At 71.2% G+C, this 21,240-nt stretch carries 20 protein-coding genes; 14 read left to right on the top strand and 6 right to left on the bottom strand.

The features are described 5' to 3' along the window. The first annotated feature begins 46 nt into the window (after positions 1-46). On the top strand, positions 47-1,036 hold the full coding sequence (locus HCT63_RS13320) for a GNAT family N-acetyltransferase (RefSeq protein ID WP_167005594.1): 990 nt from the start codon (positions 47-49) through the stop codon (positions 1,034-1,036). A gap of 14 nt (positions 1,037-1,050) precedes the next feature. On the opposite strand, the gene HCT63_RS13315 is transcribed toward HCT63_RS13320, so the two are convergent. Both HCT63_RS13315 and coaA read right to left on the bottom strand, forming a co-directional pair. Further along, positions 1,051-1,932 (bottom strand): bile acid:sodium symporter family protein, encoded by an 882-nt coding sequence (locus tag HCT63_RS13315; RefSeq protein ID WP_167005591.1) that lies wholly within the window; start codon positions 1,930-1,932, stop codon positions 1,051-1,053. A 51-nt stretch (positions 1,933-1,983) separates the two neighbouring features. Continuing rightward, positions 1,984-2,952 (bottom strand): type I pantothenate kinase, encoded by a 969-nt coding sequence (coaA, locus tag HCT63_RS13310; protein ID WP_167007109.1) that lies wholly within the window; start codon positions 2,950-2,952, stop codon positions 1,984-1,986. Positions 2,953-2,995: 43 nt separating this feature from the next. Between coaA and glmS the strand changes: the two genes are divergently transcribed. The 9 genes from glmS to HCT63_RS13265 all read left to right on the top strand — a co-directional run bounded on the left by glmS (position 2,996) and on the right by HCT63_RS13265 (position 11,963). Then, positions 2,996-4,843, top strand: coding sequence for a glutamine--fructose-6-phosphate transaminase (isomerizing) (glmS, locus tag HCT63_RS13305; protein ID WP_167005588.1), 1,848 nt, complete (start codon positions 2,996-2,998; stop codon positions 4,841-4,843). Between the two features lie 55 nt (positions 4,844-4,898). After that, on the top strand, positions 4,899-6,371 hold the full coding sequence (locus HCT63_RS13300) for a bifunctional ADP-dependent NAD(P)H-hydrate dehydratase/NAD(P)H-hydrate epimerase (protein ID WP_167005585.1): 1,473 nt from the start codon (positions 4,899-4,901) through the stop codon (positions 6,369-6,371). Beyond that, positions 6,368-7,516 (top strand): alanine racemase, encoded by a 1,149-nt coding sequence (gene alr, locus HCT63_RS13295; protein ID WP_167005582.1) that lies wholly within the window; start codon positions 6,368-6,370, stop codon positions 7,514-7,516. The genes HCT63_RS13300 and alr overlap by 4 nt, the downstream gene beginning before the upstream one ends. Before the next feature lie 11 nt (positions 7,517-7,527). Next, positions 7,528-8,541 (top strand): alpha/beta hydrolase, encoded by a 1,014-nt coding sequence (locus HCT63_RS13290; RefSeq protein WP_167005579.1) that lies wholly within the window; start codon positions 7,528-7,530, stop codon positions 8,539-8,541. Then, positions 8,538-9,587 (top strand): tRNA (adenosine(37)-N6)-threonylcarbamoyltransferase complex ATPase subunit type 1 TsaE, encoded by a 1,050-nt coding sequence (gene tsaE, locus HCT63_RS13285; RefSeq protein ID WP_243843029.1) that lies wholly within the window; start codon positions 8,538-8,540, stop codon positions 9,585-9,587. Before HCT63_RS13290 ends, tsaE begins: the two co-directional genes overlap by 4 nt. A 66-nt stretch (positions 9,588-9,653) precedes the next feature. After that, positions 9,654-10,310 (top strand): tRNA (adenosine(37)-N6)-threonylcarbamoyltransferase complex dimerization subunit type 1 TsaB, encoded by a 657-nt coding sequence (gene tsaB / locus HCT63_RS13280; protein ID WP_167005576.1) that lies wholly within the window; start codon positions 9,654-9,656, stop codon positions 10,308-10,310. Further along, positions 10,307-10,756, top strand: a complete 450-nt coding sequence (gene rimI / locus HCT63_RS13275; protein ID WP_167005573.1) for a ribosomal protein S18-alanine N-acetyltransferase — start codon at positions 10,307-10,309, stop codon at positions 10,754-10,756. Before tsaB ends, rimI begins: the two co-directional genes overlap by 4 nt. Continuing rightward, a complete protein-coding gene (locus HCT63_RS13270; protein WP_139086355.1) occupies positions 10,756-11,139 on the top strand; it encodes a RidA family protein in 384 nt (127 codons plus the stop codon). The genes rimI and HCT63_RS13270 overlap by 1 nt, the downstream gene beginning before the upstream one ends. 59 nt (positions 11,140-11,198) lie before the next feature. Next, the gene (locus tag HCT63_RS13265) at positions 11,199-11,963 is read left to right on the top strand and encodes a lysophospholipid acyltransferase family protein (protein ID WP_167005570.1); all 765 of its coding nucleotides are present in this window, start codon (positions 11,199-11,201) and stop codon (positions 11,961-11,963) included. A gap of 505 nt (positions 11,964-12,468) precedes the next feature. Here HCT63_RS13265 and HCT63_RS20495 read toward each other — a convergent pair. The 3 genes from HCT63_RS20495 to HCT63_RS13250 all read right to left on the bottom strand — a co-directional run bounded on the left by HCT63_RS20495 (position 12,469) and on the right by HCT63_RS13250 (position 14,503). Next, on the bottom strand, positions 12,469-12,831 hold the full coding sequence (locus HCT63_RS20495; RefSeq protein ID WP_243843028.1) for a hypothetical protein: 363 nt from the start codon (positions 12,829-12,831) through the stop codon (positions 12,469-12,471). Positions 12,832-13,021: 190 nt separating this feature from the next. After that, complete coding sequence (locus tag HCT63_RS13255; RefSeq protein ID WP_167005564.1) at positions 13,022-14,002, bottom strand: aldo/keto reductase; 981 nt, start codon at positions 14,000-14,002, stop codon at positions 13,022-13,024. Further along, positions 14,003-14,503, bottom strand: a complete 501-nt coding sequence (locus tag HCT63_RS13250; protein ID WP_167005561.1) for a DinB family protein — start codon at positions 14,501-14,503, stop codon at positions 14,003-14,005. It abuts the gene before it with no gap. A 25-nt stretch (positions 14,504-14,528) separates the two neighbouring features. Here HCT63_RS13250 and tsaD point away from each other — a divergent pair, with 25 nt between their 5' ends. From tsaD to HCT63_RS13235, 3 genes are all read left to right on the top strand, one after another. Continuing rightward, entirely contained in the window at positions 14,529-15,593 is a 1,065-nt protein-coding gene (tsaD, locus tag HCT63_RS13245; RefSeq protein WP_243843027.1) for a tRNA (adenosine(37)-N6)-threonylcarbamoyltransferase complex transferase subunit TsaD, read from the top strand. A 163-nt stretch (positions 15,594-15,756) separates the two neighbouring features. Continuing rightward, positions 15,757-17,928, top strand: a complete 2,172-nt coding sequence (locus tag HCT63_RS13240; RefSeq protein ID WP_167005555.1) for an Ig-like domain-containing protein — start codon at positions 15,757-15,759, stop codon at positions 17,926-17,928. A gap of 113 nt (positions 17,929-18,041) precedes the next feature. Then, complete coding sequence (locus tag HCT63_RS13235) at positions 18,042-19,523, top strand: peptide MFS transporter (protein ID WP_167005552.1); 1,482 nt, start codon at positions 18,042-18,044, stop codon at positions 19,521-19,523. Here the strand turns inward: HCT63_RS13235 and HCT63_RS13230 are convergent. After that, entirely contained in the window at positions 19,498-20,703 is a 1,206-nt protein-coding gene (locus tag HCT63_RS13230) for a class I SAM-dependent methyltransferase (protein WP_167005549.1), read from the bottom strand. The two genes, HCT63_RS13235 and HCT63_RS13230, sit on opposite strands and share 26 nt — an antisense overlap. Positions 20,704-20,925: 222 nt before the next feature. Between HCT63_RS13230 and groES the strand changes: the two genes are divergently transcribed. Next, positions 20,926-21,225 carry a co-chaperone GroES gene (gene groES / locus HCT63_RS13225; protein ID WP_167005546.1) on the top strand — a complete coding sequence of 100 codons (300 nt, stop codon included), beginning with the start codon at positions 20,926-20,928 and terminating at the stop codon, positions 21,223-21,225. Positions 21,226-21,240 lie beyond the last annotated feature (15 nt).

Genomic DNA, 21,240 nt, shown 5'->3' with positions numbered 1-21,240 from the left:
CGAAATTGCCGCGCGCCTCGTGCTGCTGTCCGCCTACGGTGGTGGGGTGCGCATCGAGGAGGTCGACCCGTTCGACGACGCCGCGCTGGAGGCGTTCCACGCTCACCAGGCGCGGGTGGTCTCCGACCCGTACGACCTGGTCTGGACCCTTGAGGAGACCAGGGTCCGTGCTCGGCTGAGCGACCCGTGGGTCGAGCGTCGGTATGTGTGGGCGCGCGCGGACGACGGCGCGGTGGTGGCCACGGCGGAGCTGGAGCTGTCGCTGCGGGACAACACCGACAGCGTGTGGGCAGACCTCCGTATCGACCCGCGGCGGCGCGCCGAGGCCGGATCCTTCGTCGAGGACCTCAAGCACCGCACCCGCCTCACCGGGCGCTCGCGGCTGGAGGCTGAGGCGCGCTGGGCACCCGAGGAGTCCGGCAGCCCTGACGCGGAGCTGCTGCGGGTGCACGGATTCCGGCTGGGGATCGTCGAGGCGCAACGGGTGCTCGACCTGCCCGCCGACGACGAGCATCTCGCTCGGCTCGCGACACGCGCAGCGCCGCACCACGCGTCGTACGCGCTGCGGACGTGGGTCGGCCCGGTCCCCGAGGATGTGGTGGACGCGTATGCCGCGCTGCGCTCGGTGATGGCCGTCGAGGCGCCGTCGGGGGAGATGGGGTGGGAGGCCGAGGACTTCCCGCCTGACCGGGTCCGGCACGAGGAGCGAGAGTTCGCCGCGCAGCAGCGCACGTCGGTCACCACCGTCGCCGTCCAGGAGGACGGCACGGTCGTCGGGCACAGCCAGATCGTGGTGCCGGGGACCGACCCAGTGAACGCGTTCCAGTGGGACACGCTGGTGCTTCCCGCGCACCGCGGCCACCGCCTGGGCCTCGTGATGAAGGTGCGCAACCTGCGCGCGGCCACGCCGGCGCTCGGCGACCGGTCGCTGCTCCACACCTGGAACGCCGCGGAAAACGCGCCGATGATCGCGGTGAACGAGACGATGGGCTTCCGGCTCGTCGCCTGCACCGGCGCGTTCCGCTGCGACCTGTGACCTGGCGGGGATCCTCAGGCGTCGACGGCGGCGGACGCCCGGTCGCGGACGAGATAGCGCGTCAGCACGACGCCCCACGCTGCGGCGATGAAGAACATCACGAGCCCATACATCGCGCCGGGGATCGAGATCTCGGTCTCGTCGAGGACCTCGACGGCCACGTAGATTGCGAGCGTCGCGTTGTGGACGCCGATCTCGAACGACGACGCGATCGCCTGGCGCTCGGTGACCCCGGCCCAGCGGGGGACGAGATAACCGACGGCGAGGCTGAGCACGCAGAAGAGGGCGGTGACGGCACCGATCTTGGCGGCGTAGTCACCGACGTTCTCGCGCTGGTCGACGAGGATGCCGATCACGAGCACGGCGAGGATCACCGCTGAGGCGATGCGGACCGGCTTGTCCATCCGCCCGGCGAACGCAGGGCGCACCCCGTGCACGAGCATGCCGAGCGCGACCGGCAGGAGGACGATCGCGAAGACCTCGAGGACCTTCGTGAACTGCAGGGACACCGTGTTGTCGGCGTCGAAGTAGGCGATGGCGAGGTTTGTGATCAGGGGCAGTGACACGATCGCGATGATCGAGTTGATCGCCGTCAGCGAGACGTTGAGCGCGACATCGCCCCGGAACAGGTGGCTGTAGAGGTTGGCGCTCGTCCCGCCCGGCGACGCGGCTAGCAGCATCATGCCGACGGCGAGCAGCGGTGGGAGGTCGAACAGCAGGACCAGGCCGAAGCAGAGGGCCGGTAGCAGCAGGAGCTGGCACGACAGGGCGACCACGACGGCACGGGGGTGACGACCGACCCGGCGGAAGTCGTCGATCGTCAGCGAGAGGCCGAGGCCGAACATGATGATGCCGAGGGCGATCGGTAGCCCGACGGTGCTGAGCGCGGAGTCCATGGCGGACACCCTAGGGGTGAGATGTATCACACCGCGAGGGCGGGGCCGGTCTCAGAGCTTACGCAGACGGATCCAGCGCACGGAGTGGTCCGCGTCCTTGCGCAGCACCAAGGTCGCGCGGCCCCGTGTCGGCTCGATGTTGTCCTTGAGATTGGGCCCGTTGATCGAGTCCCACAGCAGCGCCGCCTGCGCCATCGCCTGCTCCTCGTCGAGCGCGCCGTAGCGGACGAAGTAGGAGTCCGGGTTGCGGAACGCGGTCTCGCGCAGCCGCAGGAAGCGTTCGGCGTACCAGCGGCGGATGTCCTTGCGTGCCGCGTCCACGTACACCGAGAAGTCGAAGAAGTCGCTGATCGCGAGACCGGGGCGTCCGTCGCCGCGGGTGCGGGCCGGCTGGAGGACGTTGAGGCCCTCGATGAGGACCACGTCGGGCCGGTTGAGGGTGACCACCTCGTCGGTGACGTCATACGTGAGGTGGGAGTAGACCGGGGCCTCGACGACTTCGCGTCCGGACTTCACGGCCATCACGAAACGCAGCAGCGCCTTGCGGTCGTACGACTCGGGGAACCCTTTGCGCTCCAGCAGCCCACGGCGCTCGAGCTCGGCGTTGGGCAGCAGGAAGCCGTCGGTGGTGACGAGCGACACGTTGCTGTGCGCGTCGTCCTTGGCCAGCAGCTCGCGCAGGAGCCGCGCCGTCGTCGACTTGCCGACTGCGACGGAGCCGGCGATCCCGATGACGTACGGCGTCCGCTGCGGCTGGGGGCGGCGCAGGAACGCCTCCGTCGAGCGGTAGAGCTCACCCGCGTACCGGACCCGCATGCTGATCAGGCGTGCGAGGGGCACATAGACCTGGCGGACCTCCTCGAGGTCCAGCTCGTCCCCAAGACCGCGCACCTTGTCGATCTCGGTCTGGGTGAGCGGTTGGGGCGCGTCACCGGCGAGATCCGCCCAGGCACGTCGTTCGAGCTCGACGTACGGCGAGGTGTCGCTGGAGCCCGGCTGCGTGACCGACATGTTGCCCATTGTTGCCGTCGGCCCCGCGGGACCTGTCGGTACCCTGGAGATCATGTGTGGAATCGTGGGTTACGTCGGTGAGCGCTCAGCCCTGGACGTCGTGCTGGGTGGCCTGCGACGGCTGGAGTACCGGGGCTACGACTCCACCGGCGTGGCATTGGTCGTCGACGGCGCGATCGCGTCGGCAAAGAAGGTCGGCAAGCTTGCCAACCTGGACAAGGCGCTCGCGGAGCGCCCGCTCCCGGCCTCGACCACCGGCATCGGTCACACCCGCTGGGCCACGCACGGCCCGCCGAGCGACCGCAACGCCCACCCGCACGTCTCGCCCGAGGGGCGGGTCGCTGTGGTCCACAACGGCATCATCGAGAACTTCGCCGATCTGCGTACCGAGCTCGAGGCTGACGGTTATGAGTTCGCCTCCGACACCGACACCGAGACCGTGACCCACCTCCTGGACCGCGAGCTGCGGGGCGACGCCCCCGACCTCACCGAGGCCGTACGCCGCGTGTGCGGCCGCCTCGAGGGCGCGTTCACGCTCGTCGTCGCTGACGGGGCTGATCCCGACCGCGTCGTCGGCGCTCGCCGCAACTCGCCGCTGGTCGCTGGCCGCGGGGAAGGCGAGAACTTCCTCGCCTCCGACGTCTCGGCCTTCATCGAGTTCACACGTTCGGCCGTCGAGCTGGGCCAGGACCAGGTCGTGACCATCTCGCGCGACGGCATCGACGTCATCGACTTCGACGGCAGCCCGTCGCCGGTCACCGAGTACCACGTCGACTGGGACGCGTCTGCCGCCGAGAAGGGCGGCTACGAGTGGTTCATGCTCAAGGAGATCGAGGAGCAGCCGCGCGCCGTCGCCGACACCCTGCTCGGGCGCCACGACACGCAGGGGCGGCTCGTGCTCGACGAGATGCGGCTGTCCGACGACGAGCTGCGCGCGATCGACAAGATCGTCATCATCGGGTGCGGCACGGCCTCGTACGCCGGCATGGTCGCGAAGTACGCGATCGAGCACTGGACGCGCATCCCTTGCGAGGTGGAGCTGGCCTCGGAGTTCCGCTACCGGGACCCGATCGTCGGCCGCTCGACGCTGGTGGTCGCGATCAGCCAGTCGGGCGAGACCGCCGACACGCTGCAGGCCATCCGTCACGCCCGCCAGCAGGGCTCCAAGGTGCTCGCGATCTGCAACACCAACGGCTCCACGATCCCGCGCGAGTCCGACGCCGTGCTCTACACCCACGCCGGACCGGAGATCGCCGTCGCCTCGACCAAGGGCTTCCTGACCCAGCTGGTTGCCTGCTACGTCCTCGGGCTCTACCTCTCGCAGGTCCGCGGGACGAAGTACGGCGACGAGGTCGCCTCGACCGTCGCCGAGCTCGAGAAGCTCCCTGCGGGCGTCCAGGAGATCCTCGACCGCGGTGACGAGATCCGTTCGCTCGCGCGTGAGCTCGCCGAGCACCGGACGTTCCTCTTCCTCGGCCGCCACGTCGGCTACCCCGTCGCGCTCGAGGGTGCGCTCAAGCTCAAGGAGCTCGCGTACCTCCACGCCGAGGGGTTCGCGGCCGGCGAGCTCAAGCACGGTCCGATCGCCGTCATCGAGCCCGGCCTCCCCGTCTTCGTCGTCGTCCCGCCCAAGGGCCGCGACCAGCTCCACGAGAAGGTGGTCAGCAACATCCAGGAGATCCGGGCGCGGGGCGCCCGCACCGTCGTCCTCGTCGAGGAGGGGGACACCTCGGTCGACCCGTTCGCCGACGTCGTGATCCGGCTCCCGAAGGCGCCGACGCTCCTGCAGCCGGTCCTGGCGACCGTCCCGCTGCAGATCTTCGCCGCCGAGCTGGCCTCGGTGCTCGGGCACGACGTCGACCAGCCGCGCAACCTCGCGAAGTCCGTCACGGTCGAGTAGCGGGGGTCGACGGCCGTCGCGGTCGTCGCGGGTCCCACCGTGGGAGAGTGCTGACATGCTCTATGCGCACACCGTCGCCGACGTCCGTGCCGCCGAGGCGGCGCTCATGGCGCAGGTCCCTCCGGGCTCCCTCATGCGCTGGGCCGCCGCGGGGCTCGCCGCGTACGTCCGCGAGGTCGTCCCGGGCGCATCGCCCGTGGTCTTCCTCGTCGGGACCGGCGACAACGGCGGTGACGCCCTCTTCGCGGCAGCCGAGCTGGCGCGCGAGCGGTACGTGGCGGTGGCGCTCGCCGACCCGTCGCGGGTGCACGGGCCGGGGGCCCAGGCCGCGCAGGCCGCGGGCTGCCGCTTCGTCGACTCGCCCCGCGGCTTCGCGGTGGTCGTCGACGGGATCGTCGGCATCGGTGGCTCGCCCGGGCTGCGCGCGCCTGCCGACGCGTGGCGCGACGTCCTCGCCGCTGAACGCCCGTTCGTGATCGCGGTCGACGTGCCCAGCGGCGTCGACGTCGACGGTGCGACCCTGCCCGGCTCGTACATCGCCGCCGATGCCACCTGTACGTTCGGCACCTACAAGAACGCGCTGCTCGTCGACCCAGCGGCGACCCGGGCGGTGCGTGGGGCGCTCCCGCGGCTCGTCGACATCGGGCTCGGCCCGTTCTTGCCGCCGCCTTCGGTCGAGGCGCTCACGGCGGGCGACAACCAGCTGCTGCTCGCGATCCTCCGGCCGACGCTGGACGAGCGGGGAGAGCAGCCCACGCAGAAGTACACACGCGGTGTCGTCGGCGTCGCCGCCGGGTCCGCCGCGTACGCCGGGGCCGCCCAGCTGTGCGTGCGCGGTGCCCAGGCCGGGATCGCCGGCATGGTGCGCTTCGTCGGCGAGCCCTCGCTCGCGGCGCGGATCGTGGACCGCTGCCCGGAAGTCGTCGCTCACACCGATCCCGCAGCGCGCGGGCGTGTCCAGGCTTGGGTCGTCGGCTCGGGTGGGGGAGACGACGCGGCCGACCGGCTCGCGATGGCGCTGGAGGACGAGGTGCCCGTAGTGGTCGACGCGGATGCGCTCACACACCTCCCCGAGCGGCTCCCCGTCCCCGCGCTGCTCACGCCGCACGCCGGCGAGCTGGCCCGGATGCTCGACGTCACCCGCTCCGACGTCGTGGCCGATCCGCTCGGCCATGCCACGCGTGCTGCCGAGCGCTGGGGAGCGACCGTGCTGCTCAAGGGCGCCCGCACCCTCGTCGCGTACCCTGGCTCGCCGACCCGGGTGAACCTCTCCGGCACCCCGTGGCTGGCCACCGCCGGTGCGGGAGACGTGCTCGCCGGGCTCGCGGGCTCGTTCCTCGCGGCCGGCGCCCATCCTCGTGACGCCGGCTCGCTCGCCGCGTTCGTGCACGGCGCCGCGGCCGTGGCAGCCTCGGGCGGTGGGCCGGTCACGGCCACCCGTGTCGCCGATGCGGTCCCGGGAGTGATCGCTGCGTGGCGCAACGGGACGCTCACCGAGTCGCAGGTACGGGACTGGAGGGACCGGTGAGCGCTCCCGCCGAGGCGCTCGTCGACCTCGACGCCTACCGCGCCAACCTCGCACGCCTGCGCGAGGCCGCGCCGAGCGCCGCACAGATGGCCGTCGTCAAGGCCGACGCGTACGGGCACGGCGCGATCGAGGTCAGCGCCGCCGCCCGCGAGGCCGGTGCCGAGTGGTTGGGGGTCGCGACCATCGAGGAGGCCCGCACGCTGCGACGCGCCGGCGACACCGGCCCGCTGCTGGCCTGGCTCAACCCCGCCGGAGCCGACCTCGCTCCCGCGATCGACGCGGGAGTCGACATGGCCGCCGGCTCGGTCGAGCAGCTCGACGCCGTGCTCGCGGCCGGTGCCTCGGCGCGGCCGCGGGTCCACCTCAAGGTCGACACCGGCATGGCGCGCGGCGGGGTCCGTGGCGCCGAGCTCACGGCGCTCCTCGCCGCGGCCGCCGCCGCGCAGCGCGCCGGTCGGATCGAGATCGCCGGGATCTTCTCGCACTTCGCCTGCGCCGACGAGCCCGCCAGCCCGGTCAACGGTGCCCAGGAGCACGCCTTCACCGAGGCTGTCGACGAGCTCTCCTCGTTCGATGTCGAGCGTCCTCTGCGTCACCTTGCGAACTCCGCCGCGGCCCTCACCCGTCCGAACGCCCACCTCGACGCCGTGCGGGTCGGGATCGCTTCGTACGGGCTCAGCCCCGGCCCTGCGCTCGGGACGCCCGCGCAGCTCGGGCTCACGCCGGTGATGACGCTGCGGACCGCGCTCGCCCTCGTCCGACGGGTGCCTCCCGGCACCGGCGTCTCGTACGGCCACACCTACGTGACCAAGCGTGAGACGACGCTCGGCCTGATCCCCGTCGGGTACGGCGACGGCATCCTGCGGGCAGCGTCCAACCGGGCGTCCGCGCTCGTCAACGGCGAGCTCGTGCCGGTGGCCGGACGGGTGTGCATGGACCAGATCGTGCTCGATCTGGGCGACACCCCGGCGAGCCGCGGGGACGAGGTCGTGCTGTTCGGTTCCGGGCGCCTCGGCGAGCCGCTCGCCGAGGACTGGGCCGAGGCCGCGTCGACGATCGGCTACGAGGTCGTCACTAGGCTGGGGGGGAGGATCGCTCGCCGCCATGTCGGCGCGATCCCTACGACCACCGGCAGCGGGGGCTGACAGGAGGCACGATGGACTGGCGCAGGCTCGGGACGTACGCGGCTGTCACCGCGGGGACCCTCGCCGCCGCCGGCGCCACCGCCGCGGCGGCGCGCGTCGCCACCGACCGCAGGCGTGCTCGGCGCAGGGCCAGGCGCGGTGACGCGATGGAGTTCGGGACGCTCCACGCGCCCGAGGTCACCGTCATGGCGACCGACGGCGTCCCGTTGCACGTCGAGATCGAGGAGCCGGCCGACCCGGCGGCGTACGCGGCCGAGGGGGCCCCGACGATCGTCTTCGCGCACGGCTGGGTGCTCGACCTCGACTGCTGGCACTATCAGCGCGCGGCGCTGCGCGGCCGAGCCCGGATGGTCTTCTACGATCAGCGCGAGCACGGCAGCTCCGGTGACGCGACGCTCGAGACGTGCACGCTCGACCAGCTCGGAGACGACCTGAAGTCGGTCGTCGACGCCGTCGCGCCGACCGGCCCGCTCGTCCTCGTCGGCCACTCGATGGGGGCGATGACCGTGATGTCGTTCGCCGCGCAGTACGGCGACCTCGTCCGCGACCGGGTCGTCGGGGTCGTCCTGATGGGGACGAGCGCCGGCGACCTGATCCATCCCACCCTCCCGTTGGCGCGGCTGCAGCCGTGGCTGCCGCGGTTCGGTCCGCTGCTCGATCAGGCGCGCCGGCTCGACTCCTTCCCTGTGATGCGGATGTTCGCGGTCGGACCGGACTCGCCGGCCAAGTACGCCGACATGACCGACGAGATGATCGCGCGGTCGCGGTCGAAGGCGCTGTGGGACTTCGCCGGCAACTTCGTCGACCTCGACCTGTACGGCGCGCTGCCGGTGCTGCCCGGCAAGCGCACGGTCGTCATGGGCGGCACGAAGGACAAGCTCACTCCGATGCGGCACTCACGGCGGCTGGCCGAGCTGATCGACGGTTCCGAGCTGCTCGTCCTGGAAGGCGCGGGCCACATGATGATGCTCGAACGCCACGAGGACGTGACCGCGGCGATCGAGAGCCTGTGGGAGAGCGCGTGAACGGCACGACCTACCCGAACTTCCACGCCCTCAACGTCTTCGACGCGACGCCCGACCGCGCGGCGGACGTGCTGTCGGTGATCCGCCGCTCGTTCGGAGCGCGTCCCACGCTCGACCCCCCGTCGACCGCGATGACAGAGACCGTCGAGTCGGTGCGTGCCGCACTCGAGCAGGCCGGCGGGTTGCTCGTCGAGCGCCGAGGCAAGCCGATCGGAGCGATGCTGTACGACGCGTCCCGGCCCGGGCTGCTCGGCTTCCGGCGGGTCTCGGTCGACCCCGACCATCAGGATCGCGGCGTCGCCTCGGCGATGGTCGGCGTCGCCGAGGACACTGCGGAGGAGCGGGGCCTCGACGGCGTGTGGCTCGACGTCCGTGAGGAGCTCCCCGAGAACGTGACGTTCTGGGCGCGGCGGCGCTACTTCCCAGTGCGCCGCGACGGGACGACCCTCGAGTTCGGCAAGACGCTGTGGCTCGCCCGTGAGCTGCTGACCGCCGACGACGCCCACGACTTCGGCGCGAGACTCGCCACGCTGCTGCGCCCGGGCGACGTGATCGTCATGTCGGGCGGGCTCGGCGCTGGCAAGACCACGCTGACGCAGGGGATCGGCGACGGGCTGGGCGTACGAGGGCCAGTGACGTCTCCGACGTTCGTCCTCGCCCGCACCCACCCCAACCTCGGGGACGGGCCGCCGCTGGTCCACGTCGACGCCTACCGTCTCGACGGCGCGCTCGAGCTCGACGACCTCGACCTCGACACTGCCACCGAGGACTCGGTGACGGTCGTCGAGTGGGGCGAGGGCATGGCGGAGGACCTCAGCGACTCCTGGCTCGAGGTGCGCCTCGAGCGCCGCGCCGCGACCGTGCTCGACCCGCTCGGCGCCGAGGCGCCCGAGCGTGACGACGCCACGGACCACGACGTACGCCTCGTGACCGTCAAGCCGCACGGCGCACGCTGGGCCCGGGTCCCGCTGCGCTCCACGTTGCTCGAACCTGATGCGATCACCCACTCCGTGCAGGCCCGCGGGCTGGGCGAGGCGATGGCCTGAAGCCCCCGTGATCACGCCGCACGCCACCCCTGTGAGACCCGCCGCCCAGGGCGTACCCTTGCCACGATGCTGATCCTCGCCCTCGATACCGCCGCCCCGGCGACCTCCGTCGCGTTGCACGACGGGTCTGCCGTGCTCGCGGCCGTGTCGCAGCCCGGCGCGATGAGCCACGGCGAGCTGCTGGCTCCGGCGATCGCCGAGGTGCTGGCGACCGCGGGCGCCGATCGTCGCGAGATCACCGACATCGCCGTCGGTGTCGGCCCTGGCCCGTTCACCGGCCTGCGCGTCGGCGTGGTCACCGCCCGTACGCTCGCGGTCTCGCTGGGCGCGAGGCTTCACGGCGTCTGCTCACTCGACGTGATCGCGGCCCAGGCGGTCGATCGCGCAGTGGTGGGGGAGGCCTTCGCGGTGGCGACCGACGCCCGCCGCAAGGAGGTCTACTGGGCCGAGTACACGCCCAGCGGTGAGCGGGTCGGCGACCCGGACGTGCTGCGTCCCGCCGACCTCGCGGTGCGTCTCCCCGCCTCGATGCCCGTCCTTGGACGCGGCGCCGACCTCTACGCCGACCTGCTCCACCGTGTGGACGGTCCTCCTGATCCGGACGCCGGCGTGCTCGCCTCGATGATCGCTTCGGGCACAGCCGTCGAGATCGGGACGGAGCCTCTCTACCTCCGGCGCCCTGACGCCACGCCCGCCGCCGAGCGGAAGCGCGCCTCGGCGTGATCCGACCCGGCGCGCCGGATGACGCCGAGGCGCTGGCGTTGCTCGAGCAGGAGGCGTTCGGCGCCGATGCCTGGTCTCGCGCGCAGGTCACCGACGAGGTCGCGGGCGACACCCGCCACGTCGTCGTCGCGGAGGACGAAGGACGTGTCGTGGGCTACGCCAGCCTCATGGTCACGGGAGACACGGCGGACGTGGCACGGATCGCGGTCGTGCCACGCACGCGCAGACGGGGAGTCGGACGGCGCCTGTTGGCGGCGCTGCTCGACGAGTCCGCTCGACGGGGTGCGGAGCGGGTGCTGCTCGAGGTCGCGGCGGACAACGCGGCGGCGATCGGGCTGTACGAAGCGGGAGGCTTCGTCGCGATCGCGACGCGGCCGCACTACTACCGGTCGGGCGCGGACGCCGTCGTGATGCAGCGTGCCGTGGTGACCCGGAGGGACGGCTGATGTACCGCGTGGCCTCAGGTACGCCGTGGGAGGACAAGTACGGCTATGCGCGTGCGGTCGCGTACGGACCGCACGTCGCGATCGCCGGGACCACGGCGACCGTGAACGGGACGGTGATCGGCGTCGGTGACCCGTACGTGCAGACGATGGTGGCGTTCGGGATCGCGATGGACGCCCTGCGGCGCTGCGGGCTCGACTCGCAGCACGTGGTGCGGACCCGCATGTACGTCATCGACATCACCGACGCCGACGAGGTCGGACGCGCGCACCGCGAGCTGTTCGGAGCGACGCCGCCGGCGGCGTCGATGCTCGAGGTCAACCGCCTGATGCATCCGGACCACCTGGTCGAGGTCGAGATCGACGCGTACGCCGAAGGGCGCTGACCGGACCGCGGGCTGGGTAGGCTGAACCTACGGAACCGTACCCTCGGTAGGGTTGCCGGATGCGCGACCTCACCTACCCGCCGATCATCGCGACGGCCAAGACCCTCTTCCGGCTCCGCGGCTGGAAGGTCCGGATGACCGGCACCGAGAACATCCCTCGCGAGGGCGGCGCGGTCCTCGCGTCGAACCACATCGGCTTCGCCGACTTCGTCCTCGCCGGTTTCCCTGCCGAGCGTCGGGGCCGCCTGGTGCGCTTCATGGCCAAGAAGGAGGCGTTCGACCATCCGATCGGTGGTCGCGTGCTCCGAACCATGCACCACATCCCGGTCGACCGCGCCTCAGGTGCCGAGTCGCTCGACGCCGCCGTCGACTACTGCCGTCGCGGCGAGATCGTCGGCATCTTCCCCGAGGCCACGATCAGCCGCTCGTTCGAGATCAAAGAGGTCAAGTCGGGCGCACCGCGCATCGCCGCCCAGGCCGGTGTCCCGCTGATCCCGGTCGTGCTGTTCGGGACGCAGCGGATCATGACGAAGGGGCACAAGCTGTCGCTGCCGCGAGGGCTGCCCATCCAGATCCGCGTCGGCGAGCCGCTGTACCCGACCGGAGCCGATCCCGTCGCGGAGACCGAACAGCTTCACCGGGCGCTCCAGGCGCTGCTCGACGAGGCGGTCGCGGCATACCCGGACGCGACCGAAGGGCAGTGGTGGGCTCCGGCCCGGTTCGGCGGCACGGCGCCGACGCTCGAAGAAGCCGCGCAGCTCGACGTCGACGAGCGCGCCGCGCGCGCCGCCCGCAAGGTCGCAAAGGTCGCGAACGACGACTGACCGCCCCCCTCGTACGACCCAGCGTCGCCGTAGGTAGCGTGCTGCGACCTCTCGCTCGTGCAGGAGCCGGGCGGCGGTCCGCTCGCGGTTGTGCGGCAGCACGTCGGTCCACGTGATCCGTACGACGTGATAGCCCAGTCTGCGCAAGGCGTCCTCGCGCCGCTTCTCCGCCCACAGCTTCTGCTTCCCGCTCCGGATCACCTGTCCGTCGGGGTCCCGCTCGTCGCCATACTTGCCCTTCCCGTCGAACTCCAGCACCATCTGGACGTCCGGCCAGAAGAAGTCGACCTCGGCCCAGCGGTCGTCCGGCAGCCCGATCCAGTTGCTGGGTGTCCGGCCGGGGCACGGCGTACTGCCAGCAGGTCAGCATCACGAGCACCTCGGCGACGCTCTCGCAGCGGGCGTCTGCGACCTCGAGTGCGCTCCGCGCCGTACGGATGCCCGCCCGTCGCCCGAACCCGTCGAGCCGTGCGGTCAGAACGGCCTTGAGCGAGGCCTCGTCGAACTACTCGACCATGCTGCGGCGACGTGCCTCGCTGTGGCACGAGGCGAGCCACGCGGAAGCGATGACGGCTCCCGCCGCGAGCGGGCGGCAGGTCATCACCTGGGCGACAGCGAGGTCCGCGCGGGCTGTCGCCACGCCGTCAACCGCCTCGACATCGGTCTCGGCGAGCACCTCGCGGTGGATCTGGATGCGGTTGCGCCGTCGGCTCGTCGCACCGCCGACCCGACCGACGTGGGAGAGGTCGAGGTCGAGGTCGCCGTCGGGAAGGTCGAGAGGCGATCTCGCGTCTGGGAGCGCCCGACAGGGCGCGATGCTCCGCCGCGATCGCGTACACCCCTCGCCGCGGGCGTACGAGCTGATCACGCTGGACGAGCATGCCGAGCTCGCGGGATTCGTCGCCGAGGTCGCGCGCGGCGCTGGCGGTGAACGACCCGCCGTTGCATCGGGCGAGCCGCTTGAGCGATTCCATGGCGAGGTCCTGCCGCGGTTCGGCACACGCGTGCCGAACCGCCTGTGGACAACCCGCGGGTGCCTCGTACGGCTCACCGCTGAGTCAGCGGCGGCGCGGGGCGAAGGTCGTGTACGACCCGAGCGGCGCGGGCCGCAGGGCGTCCAGCGCCTCGAGGTCGTCCTCGGTCGGCTCCCACTCGGCGGCCTCGACGTTCGCCGCGACCTGCTCGGGCCGCGTGACGCCGGCGATGACGCTGGCGACCGCCGGCTGTGCGGCGAGACCACCGATCGCGACCTCGAGCATCGTGCGTCCGCGCTCGCGGGCGTACGCCTCCAGCGCCTCGATGCGGTCCCAGTCAGCCCCGGCGAGTCGCGCCGTCTGCGTGCCCTCGGCGAGCCTCGTGCCTTCGGGGGCCGCCTCGCCGCGAGCGTACTTGCCGGTCAGCAGCCCGTACGCCAGCGGGAAGTACGGCAGGAGTCCGACCCCGAGCGCCTCGCAGGCCGGGACGAGCTCGGCCTCGGCCGAGCGGTTGTAGAGCGAGTACTCGTTCTGCGCCGACACGAACGCGGTCGTCCCGGACGTGCGCGCGGTCCAGTCGGCGTCGACGAGCTCCCACGCGGTGAGGTTCGAGCAGCCGGCGTAACGCACCTTGCCCTCGCGCACGAAGTCGTCCATCACGCTCAGCGTCTCCTCGACCGGAGTGACGTGGTCGGGCGTGTGGAGCTGGTAGAGGTCGACGTAGTCGGTGCCGAGGCGCGTCAGGCTCGCCTCCAGCGCCCGTCGCAGGTAGCGGCGTGACGCCCGGGCGCCCCAGTCAGGACCGTTGGCCCCGCCCATGTCCATGCCGCCCTTGGTCGCGAGCACGACGTCGCCGCGGCGTGCCCCGAGCGCGCGGCCGACCAGCACCTCGCTGGCACCTCGGCCGTACGTGTCGGCGGTGTCGAAGAGGGTCACCCCGGCGTCGATCGCCGCGTGCACGACCTCCTTCGTGCGGGCTTCGTCGACGCGTGACCCGAAGGCGTTGCACCCGATCCCGACCACTGACACCATCAGGCCGCTACGGCCGAGCGAACGTGTCCGCATTCAGTCACCCACCTCTCCGTCGGCGAGCTCCCGCAGGATGTCCAGGTGCCCGTTGTGGCGCGCGGTCTCCTCGATGAGGTGCGCGACGACCCAGCGTACGTTCGGGTGGAAGTCGCGTCGCGGCTTGGCCGTCGGGGCGTCGAGGTCGAGGTCGGCGAGGATCGCGTCGCACGCGGCGATCTGCTGACGGTAGCCGGTGATGATCTCGTCGATCGTGATCTGCGCGGCGATCTCGAACTCGCCGTCGGGGTGCTCCTCCGACCAGGGCGCCCGGTCCTCGCCGCCCGCGATGACGACCTCGACCCAGTAGTGCTCGTTCCACCGCAGATGGTTGAGCACGCCCGCGACCGACATCAGAGGCGAGGTCGCCAGCGGTGTGGCGTGCGCGAGGGCGTCGGGAAGGCCCTCGGCCTTGGCGAGCGCGCTCTCTCGCACGTAGCGCAGGAGTGTCAGCGCTGTCGTCCGATCGTCGGGCGCTGTCGGGACGTCTGTACGACTCATGGGTCCACCCTGGCACCATGGGGGAGTGAGCACTGCTGCGACCCGATCCGACGGTCCCCTCGTCCTGGGGATCGAGTCGTCCTGCGACGAGACCGGTGTCGGGATCGTCAGGGGCACCGAGCTGCTGGCCAACGCGGTCGCCTCCAGCGTCGAGGAGCACGTGCGCTTCGGCGGTGTCGTTCCCGAGGTGGCGAGCCGCGCCCACCTCGAGGCGTTCGTGCCGATGCTCGAGAAGGCGCAGGCCGACGCCGGCGTCTCGGTCGCCGACGTGGACGCGATCGCCGTGACGAGCGGACCCGGACTCACCGGGGCGTTGCTGGTCGGGATCGCCGCTGCCAAGGCACTCGCGATCGCGTACGACAAGCCGTTGTACGGCATCAACCACCTCGTCGCGCATGTCTGCGTCGACCGGCTCGAGCACGGCGAGCTGCCCGAGCCGACCGCCGCCCTGCTGGTCTCCGGAGGGCACACCAACCTGCTGCTCGTCGACGACGTCACGACCTCGGTGCGGATGCTCGGGCAGACCATCGACGACGCGGCAGGCGAAGCCTTCGACAAGGTCGCCCGCCTGCTCGGCCTCCCGTACCCCGGTGGTCCGCAGATCGACCGCGCGGCGCGCGAGGGCGATCCGAAGGCGATCGCGTTCCCGCGCGGGCTGACGTCCGGCCGGGACATGGACAAGCACCGGTACGACTTCTCGTTCTCGGGCCTCAAGAGCGCGGTGGCGCGCCACGTGGAGCACGAGGAGCGGATGGGGCGTCCGATCTCCGTCCCCGACGTGGCCGCTTCCTTCCAGGACGCGGTGTGCGACGTGCTGTCGGCCAAGACGGTGCGTGCCTGCCTCGACCACGGCGCGAAGCACCTCGTCCTCGGAGGCGGTGTCGCGGCCAACCAGCGGCTGCGCCACTACGTCCTCGAGCGGGCCGGCGAGGCCGGGATCGACGTCCGTATCCCCCCGCCGGTGCTGTGCACCGACAACGGCGCGATGGTCGCCGCGCTGGGCTCCGCGCTCGTCGCCAAGGGGGTCGCGCCCAGCTCGCTCGACCTGCCGGCGGACTCGTCGATGCCGGTCACGCAGATCGTCGCCTGACCCCTCTTCGCAGGTCATTACCCCTTCAACCAGGGAAAACAGGTGTGTTGCGGCTATTGCAACCCCTGGTTACCACGGCTACGTTACTGAGCCGTAACGTCGGTTCGCCGGCGTGGACAACGGGCTCCTGGAGGGGGAGTCCGGTGAGATCTGGAGGGGATCGATGTCCATTTCACGTCGCACAGTCGTGCGCAAACCACTGTCGCTCGTCGCATCCGGTGCACTCGTCGCCGGTGTGGCAGCGACCGTCACGACCTTGGGAGCGGGTGCCGCTCAGGCAGCCGATCTCAACCGTGACTTCACGTTCACCTGCAACGTCGTCGCCGCCGGGCTCCCGCTCGGCGACCACGCGGTCGGGGTCAACGCCAAGGTGTCCGTCCCCGATCAGGTGGCGCCCGGCGAAGTCATCCCCACCCGCAAGACGCAGATCACGCTCACGCTGCCAGAGACCCTGCGCAACGCGACCTATGGTCTGCTCGGGGCTCGGCAGGCGAGCGGCTACTCCAACGACTCGAGCATCACCGTCACCGCTGAGGGTGTGCCCGACGTCTTCACCTACCCCATCGCCAATCTGGCGGCCGACTGGACTCCGGTCCCGGCCGACGCGAGCACCCCGTGGAAGATCCCGACCGAGGGTGACGTCCCACCGATCACGGTCCCGAGCACCGAGGACTACCCGGACCTCGAGCTACCCACCGACGCCGTCATCCACATGCCGAAGGCGTTCAACGTGGTCGCCTCGCTCCGCAACGCGGCCGGCGAGCTGATCGGCGGTGAGGGCGCGGTCTCGATGAAGTGTGCGCTCAGCGGGACGGACGACCTCTTCGGCGTGATCCCGATCGTCGCTCCGGACCCGGTCAACACGCCGCCGACCGCCGGCGACGTCTCGGCTGAGACGGCGTACGGCACCCCGGTCGACGTCACGCTCGAGGGCGCCGACGCCGACGGTGACGCACTCACCTACACGTACGGCACCCCGGCGAACGGGTCGGTCAGCGGCTCGGGAGCCGACGTGACATACACCCCGGCCGACGGGTTCTCCGGCAGCGACTCGTTCACCTACACCGTCTCCGACGGCGAGGCCGAGGCGACGGGAACCGTCAGCGTGACAGTCGGCGAGAAGCCGAACGCCGCGCCGGTCGCGCTCGACGGATCGGCGACGACCGACGAGGACACGCCGGTCGACATCACGCTCGCGGCGAGCGATGCCGACGGTGACGACCTCTCGTACGCCTACACCCAGCCGGAGAACGGCGAGGTGACAGGTGACGGTCCGGCGGTGACGTACACGCCCGAGGACGGGTTCGTGGGCAACGACGCCTTCACGTTCACGGTGAACGACGGCAAGGGCGGCACCGACACGGCAACCGTGGCGATCACGGTCCGTGACGTGGCCGAGCCCAACACGCCCCCGACCGCCGAGGCCGTGAGTGCCTCGACGGACGAGGGCAAGGCGGTCGAGGTCACGCTCAAGGGTGCGGATGCCGATGGTGACGCACTCACCTACACCTACACCCAGCCGGCGAACGGCACGGTGAGCGGCTCGGGTGCGACCGTGACGTACACGCCGGACGACGGGTTCTTCGGCGAGGACGCCTTCTCTTACACCGTCTCCGACGGCACCGACACCGCGACCGCCGCGGTGACGGTCACGGTGAAGGAGGTCGAGGAGCCGCCAACGAACACGCCGCCCACGGCGGGTGACGTGTCGGCGACGACCGACGAGGGCAAGGCCGTCGAGGTCACGCTCAAGGGTGCGGACGCCGACGGGGACGCGCTGACGTACTCGTACACCGAGCCTGCCAACGGCACGGTCTCCGGGTCGGGCGCGACGGTCACGTACACGCCGGACGACGGGTTCTTCGGGACCGACAGCTTCGACTACACCGTGTCCGACGGTGAGGCCGAAGCGACGGGCACGGTGACAGTGACGGTGAAGGAGGTCGAGGAGCCGCCGACGAACACACCGCCCACGGCGGGTGACGTGTCGGCGACGACCGATCAGGGCAAGGCGGTCGCGATCGCGCTGAAGGGTGCCGACGCCGACGGTGACCCGCTGGCGTACTCGTACACCCAGCCGGCAGGGGGCGCGGTGAGCGGCAGCGGCGCGACCGTGACGTACACACCGAAGGCCGGGTTCTCCGGCACCGACACGTTCACCTACACGGTGGACGACGGCAAGGGCGGCACGGCCACCGGCAAGGTGACCGTGACCGTCAAGAAGGCGTCGGAGCCCCCGGTCGACAAGTGCGGTCCGCAGCCCAACCCGCTGCGTGAGCCGTTCAAGTGGCTCAAGTGGCTCGCCTGCAAGCTGCTGCAGCACTTCCCGCGCTGACAGCCGCTCGATGACCGCCGGTGGCGGGGCACCGTGAGGGGTGCCCCGCCACCGGTGCGTCCGGGGCCGTACGCCAGGTGGCTCGATCGCGTCCGCGCTGCGACCGTGAAGAGATGGCGAGGCAGGAGCCGACGGCGTACGACAGCCGCACCGACCGCTCGTTCTTCGGGCACCCGCGGCCGCTCGCGACGCTGTTCGGCGTGGAGATGTGGGAGCGCTTCTCGTTCTATGGGATGCAGGGCATCCTCGCGATCTATCTCTACTACTCCGCGTCGAGGGGCGGGCTCGGCCTCGACGAGGGCGCGGCGACGAGCATCGTGGGCGCGTACGGCGGCATGGTCTACCTGTCGACGATCCTCGCCGCCTGGCTGGCCGACCGGCTCCTCGGTGAGGAGCGGGTGCTGTTCTTCAGCGCGATCGTCATCGTCGTCGGGCATCTGTCGCTCGCGGTGATCCCCGGCCTGGCCGGGGTCGGCGTCGGGCTCGTGTGCATCGCCCTCGGCAGCGGCGGCGTGAAGGCCAACGCCACGTCGATGGTCGGTTCGCTGTACGACGCGGGCGATCCGCGGCGCGACGGCGGCTTCTCGCTGTTCTACCTCGGGATCAACCTCGGCGCGTTCCTCGGGCCGCTGCTGACCGGACTCGCGCAGACCGAGCTCGGCTTCCACTACGGCTTCGGGCTCGCCGCGATCGGCATGACGATCGGCCTCGTCCAGTACGCAATGGGGCGTCACCGCATCCCCGCCGAGACGCGGGTCGCGTCGAACCCTCTCCCGCGCGCCCAGTATGTGCGCTGGGTCGTCGTCGGTGCCTGCATCGTCGTGGTGATCGCTGGGGCTGCCCTGGCCGGGCTGCTCACGGCCGACAACCTGTCCGACGTCGTCGTCTGGGTGGTGCTGGCCTCGTCGGTCGCCTACTTCGCGGTGATCCTCTCCAGCCGCCGCATCACCTCGGTGGAGCGCTCGCGGGTGGTCGCGTTCATCCCGCTCTTCGTCACGAGCGCCGCGTTCTGGGCGCTCTACCAGCAGCAGTTCACGGTGGTCCCCATTTATGCGGACAAACAGCTCGACCGGGACATCCTCGGGTGGGAGATGCCTGTCTCCTGGGTCAACGCGATCAACCCCGTCTACATCATCGTGCTCGCCGGCGTCTTTGCCGCGCTGTGGACCAAGCTCGGCACCCGGCAGCCGTCGACGCCGTTGAAGTTCGCCGGGGGAGCGATCGTGATGGGCACCGGCTTCCTGCTGTTCCTGCCCTTCGCGAACGCCGCGCCGAGCTCGGTGCCGCTGACGTCGATGGTGGTGATCCTGCTCGTGTTCACCGTCGCCGAGCTGCTCATCTCCCCGGTCGGCCTGTCGGCGTCGACCAAGCTCGCCCCGCAGGCGTTCCAGACGCAGATGGTGGCGCTGTTCTTCCTCTCGGTCTCGCTCGGCAGTGCGTTGTCGGGGACGCTGGCGAAGCAGTACACGCGCCTGTTCGACGCGGGGCAGGAGGGCCGCTACTTCGGGATCCTCGGGGCGGTCGCGATCGCCATCGGGCTGGCGCTGGCGCTGATCAGCCCGTGGGTGCTCAAGCAGATGCGCGGGGTGCGCTGACCGGCTCGACGAGGAAGGCCCGACCCTCGCCCTGGACCCGGGTGAGGATCACGGTCGCGGTCACCGATCCGGTGAGCCTCAGGCGCTTCACCAGTACCTCGGGGACCACGGAGACGCCGCGCTTCTTGATGGTCAGCGTACCGACGTCGTGTGCCCGCAACGCGGCGCGCAGCTGCTTCTCGCGGTACGGCAGCTCCTCGAGGACGCGGAACGCGCGGGCGTACGGAGTCACGACAAGGGTCGCGCTGGAAACGTACGCGATGTGCGGGTCGACGAGCCAACCGCCGGTGAGTGCGGCGACCGCGGTGACGAGCCCGGCCCGGATCACCGCGTCGTCCGGCTCGTACCACCACTCGCCGGGCTCGCCCGCGGGCGTGTCCTCGGGGGCGTCCTCGTCGGTGAGCGTGGCCGTTCCTTGCGGGCCCAGCAGCGTCGGGTTCAGCACGGTCGCGCGCCGCCTGGCGCCGGCGAACGCCCGCCCCCACAGGCAGGCCTCCACGAGGTCGCCACGCTCGCTGACCCACTCCGCCTCGACACCGTCCGGGACGAGGTCGTGCGCGATCCCCGGGAGCACCTTAGCGACACCGTGCCCGGCCAGCAGCGACTCGACGAACGGCCAGGGCGGGGTGAACGCCTGCGGGTCGAACGTCCGCCCTCGGCCGTCGCGGCGCGCAGGGTCGACAAAGGCCACGTCGTACGAGGCGGTGTCGACCGTGGTCGCATCCACGAGCTCGATCGTCCCGCGCAGGCCGAGCACGGCGAGGTTCTCGCGGGCCATCGCCGCGCGGACCGGGTCGAGCTCGACGCCGTGCACGTGCAGTCCCGCCCGGGCGAAGGAGACCAGGTCGGCCCCGATGCCGCATCCGAGGTCGACCAGCGTGCGCGGGCCGAGCGTCTGCAGCCGGTCTGCCCGGTGGGCCGAGACGGCGGCGCGGGTGGCCTGCTCGAGGGCGTCCGGCGTGAAGTACATCGATGCCGCCTCCGCGCCGAGCTTGGACGCGGCACGTCGGCGCAGCGCGACCTGCCCGATCGCGGCGGCGACCAGCTCGGGAGGATGCCCGGCTGCTCGCAGCCGTGTCCCGAGGGTGAGGTCGTCGACGCGCCCGTACGACTCGGCCGCCTCGTGGAGCACCCGCTGCCCCTGCGCGCCGAGGAGCAGTTCGAACGTCGCGAGCTCCATGGCCCCAGTCTGGCAGCGGCACTGATTGGCACTCTGCTTGACCGAGTGCTAGCCCCGTCCTACGGTGGGGGTTAGCACTCTCGTATCCTGGGTGCTAACGGTGCAGCGGCGCACGATCCCCGCGACGGCGTGCGTGCAAGCACCGCGCAGGACCACATTCCCAGTCATGTCGTACGGGTGAACAACCGCGTACGGGGTCACACCGAAAGGGGAGGTCGACAAGTGTCGGTCACCATCAAGCCGCTCGAGGACCGTATCGTCGTCAAGATTCTCGAGGCGGAGCAGACCACCGCATCTGGTCTGGTCATCCCGGACACCGCCAAGGAGAAGCCCACTGAGGGCAAGGTCCTGGCTGTCGGTCCGGGCCGCTTCAACGAGGACGGCGACGAGCGCATCCCCGTCGACGTCAAGGTCGACGACGTCGTCGTCTTCAGCAAGTACGGCGGCACCGAGGTCAAGTACGACGGCCAGGAGTTCCTGATCCTGTCGGCGCGTGACGTCCTCGCGGTCATCGAGAAGTAACGACCTCGCTCGCCC

Origin of the sequence: Mumia sp. ZJ430, from assembly GCF_011751845.1 — a bacterium.
Taxonomy (GTDB): Bacteria; Actinomycetota; Actinomycetes; order Propionibacteriales; family Nocardioidaceae; genus Mumia.
Note: the sequence above shows the minus strand (reverse complement) of the source record. Positions and strands in the feature narration are given on the sequence as shown.